Origin of the sequence: Bacillus sp. AG4(2022) (assembly GCF_031844465.1) — a bacterium.
GTDB lineage: Bacteria > Bacillota > Bacilli > Bacillales > Cytobacillaceae > Bacillus_AB > Bacillus_AB infantis.
The window spans coordinates 933,141-948,447 of the sequence record NZ_JAUZVH010000001.1 but is presented as its reverse complement, the minus strand read 5'-3'; the positions used below and the strand labels follow the sequence as shown (position 1 = coordinate 948,447).

The following is a 15,307-nucleotide window of genomic DNA, read 5'->3' as shown; positions in this document are numbered from 1 at the left end:
TCCGCATTTCAATACAAAAACAAAGCGGTCCGCCGGTCAAAGCCGGCGAACGCCAAGTGTTTGACTTGCCTGACTTATGCAAAGAAGGTTCTAACTCAGATGGGCCATTCAGAATGGCCAAGGTGCTAGTCACAGATGTCTAGGTTGACATCGGCGATGCACTGCACAGCACAGAAGCATTTCAGGTCGACTGTGATGCAGTCATTCGTCTTGACAAAGCGGTCTACCTGGCAGACCTTTTTGAGGTCGATGCAGCAGTCTTCTGTGAGATCTACTGTATCATAGCCATCATGTGTTCTTTTTTGCGGTTCTAGGACGCGGAGCACTGCGCAGCAGTTATCAAAAACATCTTCTACACGGAAGAAGATAGATACGCAAGAGCAGTCGCTGCCTCTGAAGAAAGCATGGAATGGTGACCCGTCAGCTGTTTTCAGGACAAAAACGCGTGTATCGGCATTTTGCCTTTTTGACGGAGAAACCAGTGTCCCAAGCGGCTCCAGGAAACAATTTGTCGGGCACTCGCATACATCTTCGGCATTATCTTGAATATCTTTTATCGCACGAACCACTTCGCAGACACAGCTTTTTGAGCCATAAACATCGTCTTTTTTTCCACAACCCATTATCTTTTCCTCCTTTATTTCTTGTGATACTACACTAATAACATATTGCCGGAAGGGCTTATGGGTTACGGACAAACGCCTTGTTTCTGAAAATTAGGCAGTTTTTTTTCTGCTGTGCATAAAGTATAGTACTGCATCAGCTGTAGGAAAAAACTCAGAAGAGGGGTACATGATGTTCATATCACTATGGGAATTCACTGTGCTGGCCTTTGCCGCCTTCCGGCTGACAAGGCTGATTGTATTTGATTCGATTACCGAATTCTTCAGGCAGATTTTTTTGGAAGAGGTTGTGGAAAAAGGAGAAATGTATTATGTGACGAGGCCGGGATTGATCAGAGGCTTTATCGGCGAGCTTATCAGCTGTTATTGGTGCACAGGCGTATGGGCCTCTGCATTGCTTTACCTCTCCTATCTTTATTTCCCCATGGCAGCGGCCCCTGTCATCTTTATCCTTGCCATCGCCGGTGCTGCTGCAGTTATTGAATCGGTCATTCAGCGGCTTATCTGATATCTTTGAACTATGGCACTGTGCCGGCACAGGCGCTGGTTTGCATGCATAAACTGGCACTGTGTACTGAAATTTAAATAATGGAGGCATCCTTATGTTAAGTGCTGATAAACCGGTTCAGGGGACAGTGTCCCGGCCTGTCAAAAAGAAAAAAAAGAAGAAGGGCTGCAATTGCGGCAAAAAGAAGGGGAACAGCTGAATAAGAAGGCAATAAGGTGCCTATTCAAAAGCCGCATTAGCGGCTTTTTAATTTTTTTTCAACTTTGATTACTGTCCAGCCTCATTTGTTTTTCTTATTTGTCATTTTTTACAAGTTGGTTTTATTCATAAATTGCTGTTGCCGCGAGGAAAATATAAGAGCGAATAAATCCACTTTACATAGGAAGGATTGTATATGAACAGAAAACAGATGTTTAGAAGGTCAATGGTCATCCTGGCCGCCATTCTGTATGTGAGCGGCTGCAGCAACGAGCAAAAGACCGCGGAAAGCCGTCTGGCACTAATAAAAACGACGAACCCGCAGCCTTTGCTTCTTGATGAAAAGAAAGAGGAGCGGAAGGATTTGGCGCCAAGGGTTAAAAAGGAAATCGAAGCAATCGAAGAGGTTTATGATGTTGCGGTGGTTGTAGGCGAAGAGGAAGTTCTTGTGGCCTATAAGGTGAAGCATCTTAAGCGCTTCCGCATGAAAAAAATTGAAAAGACGATCAATAAGCGACTGGAAGAAAAGTTTCCTAAAGAAGACTTCATTGTATCCAGCGACTATAAAATCTTCCTTGAGGCTGTGGAATTGAAGGAACAGATGGAGGACCCGGCTTTCCCGCGCAAAAAGGCCAAGGATAAGCTTGAAAAAATCATCAATATGAAAAAAGAGCTCACATAGAAAGGGGCGAAAATAGTGGCAAAGAGCAAGACACCCGAGCAGAAGAAATATGAACAGCTTGAACAAAAGCATGAAACAAAGCGCCCGGTCCTGAAGAACTGCCTGAAGGCGTTTTGGGTGGGCGGGGTAATCTGTGTGATTGGCCAGGCCATTACTTATTTTTATATATATTTCTTTGATTTTACAGAGCAGACAGCAGGAAACCCTACAGTCGCCACTATGATTTTCATATCCATGCTGCTGACAGGCTTTGGAGTATACGACCATATCGGCCAATATGCCGGAGCAGGTTCCGCTGTACCGGTTACAGGCTTTGGAAATGCAGTTATTTCTGCTGCCATAGAGCACCGGACTGAAGGGTTTGTGCTTGGGGTGGGAGGAAATATGTTTAAGCTCGCCGGGTCAGTTATCTTATTTGGGGTTTTTTCCGCTTTTGTAGTAGCTTTGGTTAAAACACTATTAGTCATGTGGGGGGTGCTGTGAATGCTGAAAGGTAAACAATCCTGGATATTTCAGAACCGGCCTGTCATTCTTTCCACTGGCGTCTCTGGGGGGCCTTTTGAAGCAAAGGGCAACCTTGCCAGGGACTTTGATATCCTTCACGATGACCTCTGGATGGGGGAAGACTCCTACGAAAAGGCGCACAGAGTCCTGATGGAAGAGGCAGCAAAGACAGCCATGCAAAAGGGTGCTGTAGAGAAAGATGATGTACAGTTTTTTATTGCCGGGGACCTGATTAACCAGATTACGCCCAGCAGCCTTGCAGCAAGAACGATCCAGCTTCCGTATTTTGGAGTATTCGGAGCATGCTCGACTTCAATGGAAGGTCTGGCATTATCTGCTTTTATCATCAATTACGGAGGAGCAAAGAAGATCATTACCGGCGCTTCAAGCCATAACTCTGCCGTAGAAAAGCAGTTCCGCTATCCAACCGAATATGGGGGGCAGAAGCCTCCTACTGCCCAATGGACCGTGACGGGCGGTGGCGCTGCTCTTGTGGGCGAAAATACAGGGCAAAAAGATATGCCGGCTGCTGTTTCTGCCACAATTGGAAAGGTCATCGATATGGGACTGTCCGATCCTTTTAATATGGGAGGGGCCATGGCACCTGCAGCTGCTGACACGATTTCAGCCCACTTCAGGGATATGGAAATTGATCCTTCCTATTACGACTTGATCGTCACAGGAGATCTTGGAAAGATTGGGAGGGAGACAGTCCTTGAGCTATTGCAGAATGACGGGCTTAACATTGATGAGAACAGGTTTGCGGACTGCGGCCTTTTAATCTACAAAGATGATCAGCCAGTACAGTCAGGAGGAAGCGGGGCGGGCTGTTCAGCTTCCGTGCTTTACGGTCATCTGCTGAACAGGATGAAGCAGGGGGAATTGAAAAGGATCCTTGTGGTGGCAACAGGCGCTCTCTTGTCCCCGCTGACCTTCCAGCAGAAGGAAAGCATTCCCTGCATTGCCCATGCCGTAGCGATTGAAATGACTCAGTAAATAAGGAACCAGAGTTCAGAAAGGAGATTTGTGGATGCTAGCAATGTTTTTTTGGGCTTTTGTTGTAGGAGGGGTCATTTGTGTGATCGGACAGCTTTTCCTGGATATAGGCAAGCTGACTCCGGGCCATACATTAAGTTTGTTTGTCGTTATTGGCGCGGTATTGGACGGGCTTGGGCTTTATGAGCCTTTTGCTGATTTTGCCGGTGCAGGCGCAACCATTCCTATTACCAGCTTTGGCAACTCACTGGTCCACGGCGCCCTTCAGGAAGCAGAGCAGCACGGCCTTGTGGGTGTCCTGACGGGAATGTTTGAAGTGACAAGCTCTGGTATATCTGCTGCTATTGTATTTGGGTTTATCGGCGCTTTGCTGTTTAAGCCTAAAGGATAAGCCGGAATTCGGGGATATTGGATAGCATGGTGCTATGGATCACCATTAGGGTTAATAAGAGGAGGCTGGCATGGTGCCGGACTTTGGAGCAGCAATCATAAGATCGTTTTAATCATCATCGCGCTATTTTTTATCACTAAAGTGCTCGGAAAAAAACAGCTCTCTTCTTTATCTTTTTATGAGTATATTGTGGGCATAACAATCGGCGATATTGCTGGGAGCATCTCGATGGATCCAAGGCTCCGCCTGGCATCCAGCCTCCCGGCGCTCCTGATTTGGTCCGCAACCCCCTTGATTGTATCCCTTTTATCCCTGCGTTTTCCTATATTCCGGGCTGCTGTGGAAGGAAAAGCAACCGTATTCATTGAAAATGGCAGATTGCTGAAGGAAAAGGTGAAAAAGGAAAAGTATACGATGGATGAACTTCTGGAGCAGCTGAGGCTGAAAAGTATTTTCGAGCCTGAAGATGTCGAGTTTGCCCAGCTTGAAACAAATGGGCAGATCAGTGTTCTTTTAAAAAAAGTCAAACAGCCTGTCGTCTATGAAGATTTGGAATGCTTTCGGCCCGCTGTGGATGAGCCGAAGGCAACTGGTAATGCCGGACAGGAACTGTCTGCTGCAAACATACTGGCTTGCATGGCAAAGTGGCAGGAACAGTTTGAGCAGTTGTCTGCAGAAGCACCCCAATTCTCTGAAGCCTGCAGACAGTTTTCTGCAGAGATTGAAACTTTCCGCAAACAGATTCAGCCAGTTTTGAAAGTCCAAAAAGAAAATTGAGAGCAATACTGGGAGCTTGCCCACACAACTTTTGTCAATTCTCATATGTTATAAGTGAGTAAAGACAAAGTGAGGTGACTTTGATGGGCTACGGATATGGCGGATGCGGCTACGGCGGCGGCGGTGGCGGCGGCTATTACGGAGGATCAACTTTCGTACTAATCGTTGTATTGTTCATTTTGTTGATTGTTGTTGGAGCTAGCTTCTATAACTAAAAGTGAGGAAGAAGAGCTGCCTAAGGGCAGTTCTTTTTTTTGTATCTATAAAGACAGAATTTTTAGAACAATAGTTGAATAATTTTCTGAAAAGAGTATACTATTTTACATACCGACCGGTTAGTAAGTTAAGGAAGGAGCTTTTTAAGAATGGATTTTTCTTATTCAGGCAGAGTGAAGGATTTGCAGGATAAGCTGACAGAATTCATGGAAAGGCATGTATATCCTGCTGAACATTTGTATGAAAAGCAGCTTAATGAGCAGGATTCCCGCTGGAGCGGGGTTCCGCAAATTATGGAAGAGCTGAAGGAGAAGGCGAAGGCGGAGGGTCTGTGGAATCTGTTCCTGCCTGACAGTGAATATGGAGCTGGCCTGTCAAATCTGGAATATGCCCCGCTGTGTGAAATCATGGGCAGATCCCTGATTGGTCCGGAGGTTTTTAACTGCAGCGCCCCTGATACAGGGAATATGGAGGTGCTGGTCCGATATGGGAGCGATGAACAAAAAAAACGGTGGCTTGATCCTCTTTTGGCAGGCGAGATCAGGTCTTGCTTTTCCATGACCGAACCCGGGACTGCTTCATCGGATGCAACAAATATTGAGGCAAGCATCGAGCGGGATGGAGATGGATATGTCATAAACGGCAGAAAGTGGTGGTCTTCCGGTGCAGGAGATCCAAGGTGCCGTGTGGCTATTGTGATGGGAAAGACAGATAAAAGGGCAGCACGGCATGAGCAGCAGTCTATGATACTTGTGCCCCTTGATGCACCGGGAGTCTCGATTGAACGCATGCTCCCTGTATTCGGCTATGACCATGCACCGCACGGGCATGCAGAGATTACATACAAAAACGTCAGAGTCCCAAAGGAAAATATCATCTGGGGGGAAGGGAAAGGTTTTGCGATTGCCCAGGGCAGACTCGGCCCGGGAAGGATCCATCATTGCATGAGGCTGATCGGGGCGGCTGAGCGAGCACTTGAAATTATGTGCAGGAGGGTCCAGACAAGGACTGCATTCGGAAAGCCGCTGTCAAGCCAGGGAGTGATAGGCGAATGGATTGCAGACTCCCGGATTGAGATTGAGCAGGCCAGGCTGCTGACGCTTAAAGCTGCTTATATGATGGATACAGTCGGTAACAAAGAAGCAAAAGCAGAAATTGCCATGATAAAAGTCACTGCTCCCTCTATGGCACTCCGGGTTTTGGACAGAAGCATCCAGGCTATGGGAGGAGCGGGCGTTTCCGATGATTACCCGCTGGCTGCACAGTGGGCAAATGCCAGGACATTGAGGCTGGCTGACGGTCCTGATGAAGTGCACAGGGCACAGATCGCAAAATTGGAATTGCGGAAGCATCAATAACTAAATGGAGGTTTTTATATGAATGTGATGGGACTTTTTGATCTTAAAGGGAAAACGGCGATTGTCACAGGCGGGGGAAGAGGCCTTGGGGCCCAGATTGCTGAAGGGCTGGCAGAAGCAGGCGCCAATATCGTCATCTGTTCGCGTAAGCTTGAGGCCTGCAGGGAAACCGCTGCCCATCTCGAAAGCCTTGGTGTTAGAACCCTGGCGCTGCAGTGTGATATCTCCAATCCGGACGAGGTTCAGCAGATAGTGGACAGAACAGTGGAGGAGTTTGGCACGATTGATATCCTTGTCAATAATTCTGGTGCAACCTGGGGGGCGCCTGCTGCAGAAATGCCTCTGGAAGCATGGAAGAAAGTGATCGATGTCAATGTAACCGGGACCTTCCTGATGAGCCAGGCGGCAGGGAGGGTGATGATAGAGCAGAAGAGCGGCAAAATCATCAATATTGCTTCAGTTGCAGGCCTGGGAGGGACAGACCCGCGTGTCATGGATACGCTGGGCTATAACACGAGCAAAGGTGCAGTCATTACCATGACAAAAGATTTGGCAGTTAAATGGGGAAAATACAATATTAATGTAAACAGCATTGCCCCTGGTTTTTTTCCTACAAAAATGTCACAGGCCATTATTGAACATGGAAAAGATCCTATCCTTGATGCAACACCCCTCAAGCGCTTCGGTACTGACCAGGATCTGAAGGGGGCAGCACTTTTCCTTGCATCGGAAGCATCAAGCTTTGTAACAGGCAATGTCCTGGTGGTAGATGGAGGCACTCACGCCATGTAGCAGATAGACGTGTCTGCTGACTGTGAAAAACATTGTAAGCCTTTTCATTACTCTTTGGTATTTCGCTATTAAACTACGCTTTTAATACAGGAGGTATAAAGATGAGCACAAAGAACTGGCTTGCCCATTATCCCGATTCAGCTTCAAGAGAAGTGGAGGTTCCTGACATAACCCTCCCGACAATGCTTGATGATACGGCAGAACAATATCCGGAGCATATCGCATTATCTTTTTACGGAAAGAAGATCACCTACCGGGAACTTCGGCAGCATGTCAGACTGTTCGCGGCTTCCCTGCAGGCGGGCGGTTTTGAGAAAGGAGGAAGGGTCGCTGTCATGCTCCCGAACTGTCCGCAATATGTCATCTCCTATTACGGCATCCTTGCCGCCGGCGGGATCGTCACCCAAGTGAACCCGATGAGTGTGGAAAGGGAAATCGAATATATTTTAAATGATTCGGGTGCAGAAAGAATGATTGCCCTTGATGCATTTTATCCGAAGGTCAGCAGTGTACGCAGCAATACGCCACTTAAAGAAATCATAGCAGTAAGCCTCCAGCCGTCCGCCGTGGATTTTGGCGAAGACAGCACCTTTGAGAGCTTCCTGCAGCGGGGCAATGGAAACTTTGCACCGGTTATGATGGAGCCGGAGCATGATACAGCCGTACTTCAGTATACAGGGGGGACGACTGGACGTTCCAAAGGAGCCATGCTGACCCACAGAAATATTATCGCCAATGTGGTGCAGTCTTACGAGTTTTTCAAGCAGACTATTGATATCGGTGAAGAACGCTATCTGACTGTCATCCCGCTGTTCCACGTGTTTGGCATGACCTCCTGCATGAATCTTTCGATTTATACTGCTTCAGAATCCATCATGCTGCCAAGGTTCGAACTCGATGAGGTGCTGGAAACGATAAAAAATGAGCAGCCGACAGTCTTCCCGGGTGTTCCGACGATGTACGGAGCTATTACAAATCACCCCAGGGCAGAGGAATACGGCATCGACAGCATTGAGGTCTGCAACAGCGGCAGCGCCCCGATGCCTGTCGAGGTGCTGAAGGAGTTTGAAAGAAAGACGGGTGCTGTCATCCTGGAGGGCTACGGGCTTTCTGAAGCCTCTCCTACCACACACTGCAACCCGGTATTTGCAGCCCGCAAAGCGGGGAGTGTAGGGATCGGTTTTCCTTCAACTGACTATAAAATAGTGGATTTGGCATCAGGAAGCCAGGAAGTCCCTGCCGGTGAGCTTGGAGAAGTGATCATAAAGGGGCCGCAGGTGATGAAGGGCTATTGGAATATGCCTGAGGAGACGGCACATGCGCTGCGGGACGGCTGGCTTTATACAGGGGACATTGCAAGGGTTGATGAAGAAGGATACCTATACATCGTCGACAGGAAAAAAGATATGATCATCGCGAGCGGCTATAACATCTATCCGCGCGATATAGAAGAAGTGCTCTATGAGCACCCTGCCGTCCAGGAGGCGGTGGTGATCGGCGTTCCTGACGCGTACAGGGGAGAAGATGTGAAAGCAGTCATCGTCCTAAAATCGGGCAAACTGGCGGACGAAACGGAAATCATGGAATTTTGCCGCGCCAATATGGCTGCGTATAAGGTGCCGGGCATCATTGAATTCAGGGATGCACTCCCGAAAACAAGTGTTGGAAAAATACTCCGCAGAGCATTGCGGGAGGAAGCGGGAACAGGCCGGCGTTAAGACAGGTTGTTTACATGGCACTCCTATGCTGAAAAAAGGCTTTCCGATGGGCATTCTTAGAAAGAGACATCCAATTCATGGTATAATTCCTGGCGATATTCAAAGATTGAGAGGACATCATTATGAAGGAAAAAATAACAGAACAAAGCATCCGCTTATTTGACAAAAAAGGGTTCAGCGAGACATCAATCCAGGATATAGTCGATTCAATCGGAGTGACCAAAGGAACCTTCTATTATTATTTTTCAAGCAAGGAAGAACTGCTGATGGATATACACCTCCGTTATATAGATGATCTTCTGTCACAGCAGGAAAAAATCCTCAAAAACAGCAATGCCGATTGTAAAGGTAAATTGTATGATGTTGTCGCCATGCTGATCGGAAGCATCGAAAATCAGGGGGCAAGCGCCAAAGTGTTTTTCAGGGAAATCAGGAATCTGAGTGAAGAGAGGCTGGGCCAGATTATCCCGAAGAGGGACCGGTTCAGGACCAATATTGAAGCGCTGATAGCAGAAGGCATCAGGAACGGGGAGTTCAGGGAGGATCTTAATGCCTCAATCATTACATTCGGCATTCTGGGTGCCGCTAACTGGAGCTACCAGTGGTTCAGCCCGAACGGAAGCGTCCCGGATTATGAAGTGGCGCGCATATTCACGGATATGGTTTTGAACGGAATCACCAATTAAATCAGGAAAGGAAACTGACTCTTTCCTGCTAGCTGGATAGTATACCTGATAGTGATATTAAAAGGGGGAAATGCTGATGGCTTTGACAGTGAAAAATATTACCGTGGTTGGTGCAGGACAGATGGGCCACCAAATCGCCATGCTCTGTGCATTGGGAGGATTTGAAACCACCCTGCATGACATGCAGGAAAAAGCATTGGATCAGGCTCAGGAAAAGCTCCGCGGAATTATGGATAAATGGGCAGCCAAAGGGAAACTGCCATCAGAACAGATAGAGGCTGCATTCAGCAGGCTCCGCTGCACATCTGATTTTGGGGAAGCTGTAAAGTCTGCCGATTTTATCATTGAGGCGGTCGTTGAAAAGCTCGAGGTCAAGAGAGAAGTATTTTCAATGCTTGAGGAAATGGCGCCGCCGCATGCCATATTTGCGACGAACAGCTCAACCATTGTCAACAGCCTGCTGGCCAATGCGGCAGACAGGCCGGAAAAGACAGTCAATATGCATTTCTTCTTTCCGCCGCTGGTTATGGATTGCGTAGAGGTTGTCATGAGCAGCCGGACTTCTGAAGAAACGGCTGAGACAGCGATGGAAGTCTGCAACGCCATCAACCGTACTGCTGTCCTCCTGAAAAAAGAGATTTCCGGGTTTGTCGCCAACCGTATTCTTGGGGCCCTGCAGCGTGAAGCGGTCCAATTATATGAACAGGGCATTGCAGACTACAAGGATATTGACATCATCTGCAGAAAGGCGCTTAACCATCCGATCGGCCCCTTTGAGCTGATGGACTTGTCAGGAATTGATGTCGGCTATTATGTGATGGAGCAGCGGTATGCAGAAACGGGTGATCCGCTGGATAAGCCTGCTGCCTGTATTGAAGCAAAAGTAAAGGAAGGCCACCTGGGCAGAAAGACAGGAAAAGGCTGGTATGAGTATGGGAAAGAGGGAGCGGTGCGCTGATGGGAAATTATGTGCATATTCATTTTGAAAATAAAACTGCTGTACTGACAATCATGAATCCGCCGCTTAATGTGCTGAGCAAAAAGGTATTTCAGGAGCTGGGCGAAGCCTTTGAATCTCTTAGAACCAATGACGGGGTGGTGGCTGTCCTTCTCACTGGATCTGGAGACAAAGCATTTGTTGCAGGTGCTGACATTAAAGAATTTCCGGAGATGATGAGCAATCCCCGCATGATTGATGAGGTAATGTCTACGCATGAAGTGCTGAACAGCATAGATCAATTCCCGAAGCCTGTCATCGCTGTCCTGAATGGCCTTACGTTCGGCGGAGGATGCGAGCTAGCCCTTGCATGTGATATCAGGATCGCGGAGGAGCATGCTCAAATCGGCCTTCCGGAAATAAAGCTGGGCCTTTTTCCCGGCGGCGGAGGAACCCAGAGGCTGCCCCGGCTGATTGGTGAAGCAAAGGCCAAAGAACTGATGTATACTGGTGAGCCTGTTTCAGCGGAAGAGGCTGCAAGGATCGGCCTTGTCAATAAGGTCGCAGCTTCGGGGGAGGGCATGCAAAGTGCAAGAGAGCTTGCAGCCAAGATAGCCGGCCATTCACTGCAGGCGCTTTCCAGAATCAAGCAGGCAGTGGATGGAGGTCTCGACAGGACTTTAGAAGAAGGCGTAAAGCTTGAAGCCCGCCTGTTTGAAGAGGTGTTCCGCACGGAGGATATAAAAGAAGGAGTCAAGGCTTTCATCGAAAAAAGAAAAGCGGAGTTCAAGCACCGCTAAGGGAGGATGCCCCATGCAGGAAACGCAGGTCAAAGTCCGTTTTTGTGAAACTGATGCCCTTGGCCATGTGAATAACACAAGTTACTTCGTTTACTTGGAGGAAGCCAGGATAGAGTTCTTCGAATCGCTTGGCTACAGCATGGATACCAGGAAGTGGAGCTTCATCCTTGCTTCCACTAAATGCGATTTTCTGAATCAGGGCTATTTCAATCAAAAACTGGCCATCACAACTTATGTTTCTAAAATAGGGAATAAGAGCTTTCAGCTGGAGCATGAAATCCTTTGTGCGAAAACAAAAGAGCCTATAGCCAAAGGAAATGCTGTCATCGTATATTTTGACTTTGAAGCACAGCAGAGCAGCTCCTTGCCGGAGGACCTGAGGGAAGGGCTCAAAGGATATTTACACGAGAAGAATAATTTGAAAATTTAAAAAAGGAGGCGCTGTACATGCCTGCCGGCAAAGACACAATAATGGTAAGAAAAGGAGAAGAGCTGGATTTGGACAGCCTTGTCAGATTCCTGGAGAGCAATGTGGACTTATTCCCGGGCGGGCCTCTTGAAGTCCATCAATTTTCAGCCGGCCATTCCAATTTAACCTACCAGCTGAGGTCGGGGGATTGGGAAGCAGTCCTGAGACGTCCGCCCCTTGGCCCTGTGGCTGCCAAAGCCCATGATATGGAACGTGAATTCATCATACTGAAGGAATTGAACAGCATGTTCTCTCCAGCACCCAAGCCACTCATCTATACGGGGGACGACAGCATCATCGGAAGTCCATTCTTCCTGATGGAAAGAAAGAATGGGATTGTATTGGATACAGAGTTTCCCGGGCATATCACCCCTTCCGTGGAGCTTTGCCAGCATCTGTCAAAAACCATGGTCGAAAAGCTGTCCGAGCTGCATTCTCTTCCTTACCGGGATACAGGCCTTGAAAAAATCTGCCGTCCTGAAGGGTTCATGGAGAGACAGGTCCACGGATGGATCAGCCGTTTCGAGAAAGCGAAGACCGAGGAAATTAAAGAGGCAGCGGCGCTCATCAAATGGCTGTCGGCAAACATCCCTTCCGAGAGCGGCCATAGCATCATCCATTATGACTATAAGCTGAACAACAGCATGTTTGATCATAAACTGGAAGCTATGACAGGACTGTTCGACTGGGAAATGTCTACGGTTGGGGACCCGCTTGCGGACCTGGGGGCTGCCATGAGCTATTGGATTCAGGAGGACGACCCAGATCTGCTGAAATATGGCCTGGGCAAACCGCCAGTAACTGCCTTGAAGGGCTTTTATTCCAGGAAGGAATTTATGGAAGCGTATGCAAAGCGAAGCGGAAGGGATATAAGCGGCATGAACTTCTACCTGACCTTCGCTTACTTTAAGCTTGCTGTCATCTGCCAGCAAATCTATTACCGCTATAAAAAAGGGCAGACAGCCGATAAGCGATTTTCCCAGTTTGACAGGTTTGTCAGAAGCCTTATCCAGCACAGCTCAAGTATTGCCTATGAAAAGGCATAACAGAAATGCAAGTCAGTATTTTACCGGGAGGCATCTATGGGCAAGATTCATCTGCTGCTGAAAAAAGAAGAAATCAATGAACAGAAACTGCGGGAAGGCAGCAAAATAGCTGTTGTGCTGGATATCCTGCTTGCAACCACAAGCATCACTTCGGCATTAAAGGACGGAGCAGCCCATGTCATCCCGGCAGAAAGCTGTGAAATAGCGAAAGTCCGATTTGACGAGGATGATTCCGGCGGGATGCTTCTTGCCGGGGAATCTGACGCACAACCTGTCGCAGGCTTTGTTTATCCAAGTCCGAAGGTTCTTAGGCGGCAGGTGAGCGGAAAGACGCTGATCCTTGCAACTACCAACGGGACAGTTGCCCTTGCAAAGGCAGATGCAGCAAAAAAGGTATATGCTTCGTCTCTATTAAATAACTTTGCAGTGGCGGAAGCGATCAGTGAAGAAGATGGGGATCCCACCATTGTCATCATCTGTGCAGGAAATTCAGGGGAATTCAGCCTTGAGGATTTCTATGGAGCAGGACATTTGATTGACTGCCTCCAAAAAACAGGCAGGAAGTCTTATGAGCTGACGGATGCAGCTCTGGCGGCATTGCTCTTCTTTCAGACAAAGCGGGACAATGCCGAGGAAGTCTTGGGAAATTCATATGTCGGCGGCCTTCTGGCCCGCCATGGCCTCAGTGATGAACTTACCTTTGCAGCCGGCTTAGACAGTATTCATATTGTCCCAGTTTATAAGAATGGACTCATCTCGGCAGCAAAGGCGTGCAAATAGGAAGGCATTTTTTAAAAAAAAGGAGGAGTGAGCAGCATGGCAAAAACAAAGAGCATGGGCTCCGGGTTTCTGTTATCGGAGATAGATGAAGGCCAATTGTTTACACCAGAAGATTTTACTGAAGAACACAAAATGATCGGCACTTCAGCAAGGCAGTTCATTGAGCAGGAAGTGGCCCCTTTAAAGGAAGAAATCGAGAGCCAGGATTTCGGGCTGGTGAAGGAGCTGCTGAAGAAAGCCGGGGATCTCGGACTGCTGGCACACAGCATTCCTGAACAGTACGGCGGGCTTGGATTGGATAAGATCACTAAAGGTATTGTAGGTGAAAATATCGGAGCCTCAAGCGGCTATGGTGTGGCCCATTCCAACCATACTTGCATTGCCACCCTGCCGATCACCTATTTTGGAACCGAAGAGCAAAAAAATAAATATCTGCCTAAGATGGCGTCCGGAGAATATATCGGCGCCTATTGCCTGACAGAGCCGAATGCAGGATCTGACGCCCTTTCCTCCCAGACTGTGGCGCGCCTCAATGAAGCGGGGACGCATTATATTCTGAACGGGACGAAGCTTTATATCACTAATGCGGCTTTTTCAGATACCTTCATCGTTTATGCAAAGGTTGATGGAAAGGATTTTACTGCCTTTATCTTAGAAAAGGATTTTCCGGGCCTGGTTCTGGGGCCTGAAGAAAACAAAATGGGCATCAAAGGTTCATCAACCAGGTCTGTCATCTTGGAAGATTGCGAGGTGCCTGCTGAAAATATGCTCGGGGAGCAGGGGAAAGGCCATGTAATCGCCCTGAACGTCCTCAATTTGGGCCGCTTCAATCTAGGGTCGGCCTGCATGGGAGCTGCCAAATACAGTCTGAAGAAAGCAGCACAATATACACAGGAGCGGGGGCAGTTTGGACGAAAGATCGCTGACTTCCATGCGACAAAAGAAAAAGTGGGAAAAATGGCAGCGAGGATCTATGCCTCTGAATCTATGCAATACAGGACAGCAGGACTGCTTGAAGAGGCGCTGGGCGATGTATGGGACAGCCCTGATTCCCGCCTTGCAGGGAAGAGGATGAGCGAGTATGCCTCAGAATGTGCTGTCTGTAAGGTATTTGGATCGGAAACCCTTGATTATGCAGCAGACGAAACATTGCAGCTTTATGGGGGCGCCGGATTCATAAAAGAATATGGCATCGAACAAATATACAGGGACTCCAGAATTAACCGGATCTTTGAAGGCACAAATGAAATCAACCGGCTGCTCATTCCGGCAGGCTTGTTTAAGAAAGCTGCAAAGGGAGAAGTGGATTTCAGGGAGCTGACCGAAGAAGCGGCATCCGCCATCCTGCAGCCTGCATCTCTTAATGGAGTCCTGGCTATGGAGCGGGAGGCAGTCTCCCTGATGAGACATGCGTTTCTGCTTGCAGCAGGCCTGGCCCTGCAGGTTCACGGCCAGCAGATTTCGGAGGAACAGGAAACGCTGATGAAGCTTTCTGATATGGCGATATCCTTATATGCGGCCGAGTCGGCAGTCTACAGGACATATAAAAGCATCAATAAAGCCGGGGAAGAAGCATCCTTACAAAAAATTGACCTGGCCAGATCTTATCTGGAAGAGGCATTGTGGGAATGTGAGAAAGCCTTCAGGACTCTTTCTTCGGAACTGGCATTACGGGAAGATGTAAAAAAACTGGCCTCCGCTGTTGAAAAAGGATTCAGAAGAATAGAGCTGAATGGGGGAGGCTTCAGCCGGAACCGGAGAATTGCTGAAAGAATTTATCAAGCAACCCGCTATGTATGCTAGAAGCAGCAGAAAACTTGAGGAGC

Annotated in this window: 18 protein-coding genes; 17 read left to right on the top strand and 1 reads right to left on the bottom strand. The window is 48.1% G+C overall.

Going from position 1 to position 15,307, the window contains the following annotated elements; genetic code table 11:
* Positions 1–125: 125 nt before the first annotated feature.
* Positions 126–623 (bottom strand): CotY/CotZ family spore coat protein, encoded by a 498-nt coding sequence (locus Q9R36_RS04665; RefSeq protein WP_009794127.1) that lies wholly within the window; start codon positions 621–623, stop codon positions 126–128.
* A 172-nt stretch (positions 624–795) separates the two neighbouring features.
* Between Q9R36_RS04665 and Q9R36_RS04660 the strand changes: the two genes are divergently transcribed.
* The 17 genes from Q9R36_RS04660 (at position 796) to Q9R36_RS04580 (ending at position 15,284) form a co-directional block, all read left to right on the top strand.
* The gene (locus Q9R36_RS04660; RefSeq protein ID WP_022543613.1) at positions 796–1,131 is read left to right on the top strand and encodes a DUF1360 domain-containing protein; all 336 of its coding nucleotides are present in this window, start codon (positions 796–798) and stop codon (positions 1,129–1,131) included.
* Positions 1,132–1,525: 394 nt separating this feature from the next.
* Complete coding sequence (locus tag Q9R36_RS04655) at positions 1,526–2,011, top strand: YhcN/YlaJ family sporulation lipoprotein (RefSeq protein WP_022543614.1); 486 nt, start codon at positions 1,526–1,528, stop codon at positions 2,009–2,011.
* Between the two features lie 12 nt (positions 2,012–2,023).
* Positions 2,024–2,494 (top strand): stage V sporulation protein AC, encoded by a 471-nt coding sequence (gene spoVAC, locus Q9R36_RS04650; protein WP_035402683.1) that lies wholly within the window; start codon positions 2,024–2,026, stop codon positions 2,492–2,494.
* On the top strand, positions 2,495–3,511 hold the full coding sequence (gene spoVAD / locus Q9R36_RS04645; protein ID WP_311224596.1) for a stage V sporulation protein AD: 1,017 nt from the start codon (positions 2,495–2,497) through the stop codon (positions 3,509–3,511). It begins immediately after the preceding gene.
* Positions 3,512–3,545: 34 nt separating this feature from the next.
* Positions 3,546–3,902, top strand: coding sequence for a stage V sporulation protein AE (gene spoVAE, locus Q9R36_RS04640; RefSeq protein WP_022543615.1), 357 nt, complete (start codon positions 3,546–3,548; stop codon positions 3,900–3,902).
* Positions 3,903–3,956: 54 nt separating this feature from the next.
* Positions 3,957–4,679: a DUF421 domain-containing protein gene (locus Q9R36_RS04635; protein WP_396137102.1), complete on the top strand. Its 723-nt coding sequence runs from the start codon at positions 3,957–3,959 to the stop codon at positions 4,677–4,679.
* An 83-nt stretch (positions 4,680–4,762) separates the two neighbouring features.
* The gene (locus tag Q9R36_RS04630) at positions 4,763–4,894 is read left to right on the top strand and encodes a YjcZ family sporulation protein (RefSeq protein WP_009794135.1); all 132 of its coding nucleotides are present in this window, start codon (positions 4,763–4,765) and stop codon (positions 4,892–4,894) included.
* A 150-nt stretch (positions 4,895–5,044) separates the two neighbouring features.
* Complete coding sequence (locus tag Q9R36_RS04625; protein ID WP_101550848.1) at positions 5,045–6,253, top strand: acyl-CoA dehydrogenase family protein; 1,209 nt, start codon at positions 5,045–5,047, stop codon at positions 6,251–6,253.
* 18 nt (positions 6,254–6,271) lie between these two features.
* Complete coding sequence (locus tag Q9R36_RS04620) at positions 6,272–7,045, top strand: SDR family oxidoreductase (protein ID WP_009794138.1); 774 nt, start codon at positions 6,272–6,274, stop codon at positions 7,043–7,045.
* A 101-nt stretch (positions 7,046–7,146) separates the two neighbouring features.
* On the top strand, positions 7,147–8,763 hold the full coding sequence (locus Q9R36_RS04615) for a long-chain-fatty-acid--CoA ligase (protein ID WP_311224594.1): 1,617 nt from the start codon (positions 7,147–7,149) through the stop codon (positions 8,761–8,763).
* 122 nt (positions 8,764–8,885) lie between these two features.
* A complete protein-coding gene (locus Q9R36_RS04610; protein WP_101550845.1) occupies positions 8,886–9,449 on the top strand; it encodes a TetR/AcrR family transcriptional regulator in 564 nt (187 codons plus the stop codon).
* Between the two features lie 70 nt (positions 9,450–9,519).
* Positions 9,520–10,407, top strand: coding sequence for a 3-hydroxyacyl-CoA dehydrogenase family protein (locus Q9R36_RS04605; protein ID WP_311224593.1), 888 nt, complete (start codon positions 9,520–9,522; stop codon positions 10,405–10,407).
* Positions 10,407–11,186, top strand: coding sequence for an enoyl-CoA hydratase (locus Q9R36_RS04600; protein WP_094768225.1), 780 nt, complete (start codon positions 10,407–10,409; stop codon positions 11,184–11,186). Before Q9R36_RS04605 ends, Q9R36_RS04600 begins: the two co-directional genes overlap by 1 nt.
* Before the next feature lie 13 nt (positions 11,187–11,199).
* Positions 11,200–11,616 carry an acyl-CoA thioesterase gene (locus Q9R36_RS04595; protein WP_009794143.1) on the top strand — a complete coding sequence of 139 codons (417 nt, stop codon included), beginning with the start codon at positions 11,200–11,202 and terminating at the stop codon, positions 11,614–11,616.
* A gap of 17 nt (positions 11,617–11,633) precedes the next feature.
* A complete protein-coding gene (locus Q9R36_RS04590; RefSeq protein ID WP_311224592.1) occupies positions 11,634–12,701 on the top strand; it encodes a phosphotransferase family protein in 1,068 nt (355 codons plus the stop codon).
* A 36-nt stretch (positions 12,702–12,737) separates the two neighbouring features.
* Complete coding sequence (locus Q9R36_RS04585) at positions 12,738–13,481, top strand: 2-phosphosulfolactate phosphatase (protein ID WP_009794145.1); 744 nt, start codon at positions 12,738–12,740, stop codon at positions 13,479–13,481.
* 36 nt (positions 13,482–13,517) lie between these two features.
* Entirely contained in the window at positions 13,518–15,284 is a 1,767-nt protein-coding gene (locus tag Q9R36_RS04580) for an acyl-CoA dehydrogenase family protein (protein WP_311224591.1), read from the top strand.
* Positions 15,285–15,307 lie beyond the last annotated feature (23 nt).

Excerpts from the sequence above, each read along its gene's own strand:
- Q9R36_RS04660 (WP_022543613.1), top strand. The coding sequence starts at position 796 with ATGTTCATATCACTATGGGAATTCACTGTGCTGGCCTTTGCCGCCTTC.
- Q9R36_RS04600 (WP_094768225.1), top strand. The coding sequence starts at position 10,407 with ATGGGAAATTATGTGCATATTCATTTTGAAAATAAAACTGCTGTACTG.
- Q9R36_RS04655 (WP_022543614.1), top strand. The coding sequence starts at position 1,526 with ATGAACAGAAAACAGATGTTTAGAAGGTCAATGGTCATCCTGGCCGCC.
- Q9R36_RS04580 (WP_311224591.1), top strand. The coding sequence starts at position 13,518 with ATGGCAAAAACAAAGAGCATGGGCTCCGGGTTTCTGTTATCGGAGATA.
- Q9R36_RS04620 (WP_009794138.1), top strand. The coding sequence starts at position 6,272 with ATGAATGTGATGGGACTTTTTGATCTTAAAGGGAAAACGGCGATTGTC.
- Q9R36_RS04595 (WP_009794143.1), top strand. The coding sequence starts at position 11,200 with ATGCAGGAAACGCAGGTCAAAGTCCGTTTTTGTGAAACTGATGCCCTT.
- Q9R36_RS04605 (WP_311224593.1), top strand. The coding sequence starts at position 9,520 with ATGCTGATGGCTTTGACAGTGAAAAATATTACCGTGGTTGGTGCAGGA.
- Q9R36_RS04590 (WP_311224592.1), top strand. The coding sequence starts at position 11,634 with ATGCCTGCCGGCAAAGACACAATAATGGTAAGAAAAGGAGAAGAGCTG.
- Q9R36_RS04615 (WP_311224594.1), top strand. The coding sequence starts at position 7,147 with ATGAGCACAAAGAACTGGCTTGCCCATTATCCCGATTCAGCTTCAAGA.
- Q9R36_RS04625 (WP_101550848.1), top strand. The coding sequence starts at position 5,045 with ATGGATTTTTCTTATTCAGGCAGAGTGAAGGATTTGCAGGATAAGCTG.
- Q9R36_RS04630 (WP_009794135.1), top strand. The coding sequence starts at position 4,763 with ATGGGCTACGGATATGGCGGATGCGGCTACGGCGGCGGCGGTGGCGGC.
- spoVAE (WP_022543615.1), top strand. The coding sequence starts at position 3,546 with ATGCTAGCAATGTTTTTTTGGGCTTTTGTTGTAGGAGGGGTCATTTGT.
- Q9R36_RS04665 (WP_009794127.1), bottom strand. The coding sequence starts at position 623 with ATGGGTTGTGGAAAAAAAGACGATGTTTATGGCTCAAAAAGCTGTGTC.
- spoVAD (WP_311224596.1), top strand. The coding sequence starts at position 2,495 with ATGCTGAAAGGTAAACAATCCTGGATATTTCAGAACCGGCCTGTCATT.
- Q9R36_RS04585 (WP_009794145.1), top strand. The coding sequence starts at position 12,738 with ATGGGCAAGATTCATCTGCTGCTGAAAAAAGAAGAAATCAATGAACAG.
- Q9R36_RS04610 (WP_101550845.1), top strand. The coding sequence starts at position 8,886 with ATGAAGGAAAAAATAACAGAACAAAGCATCCGCTTATTTGACAAAAAA.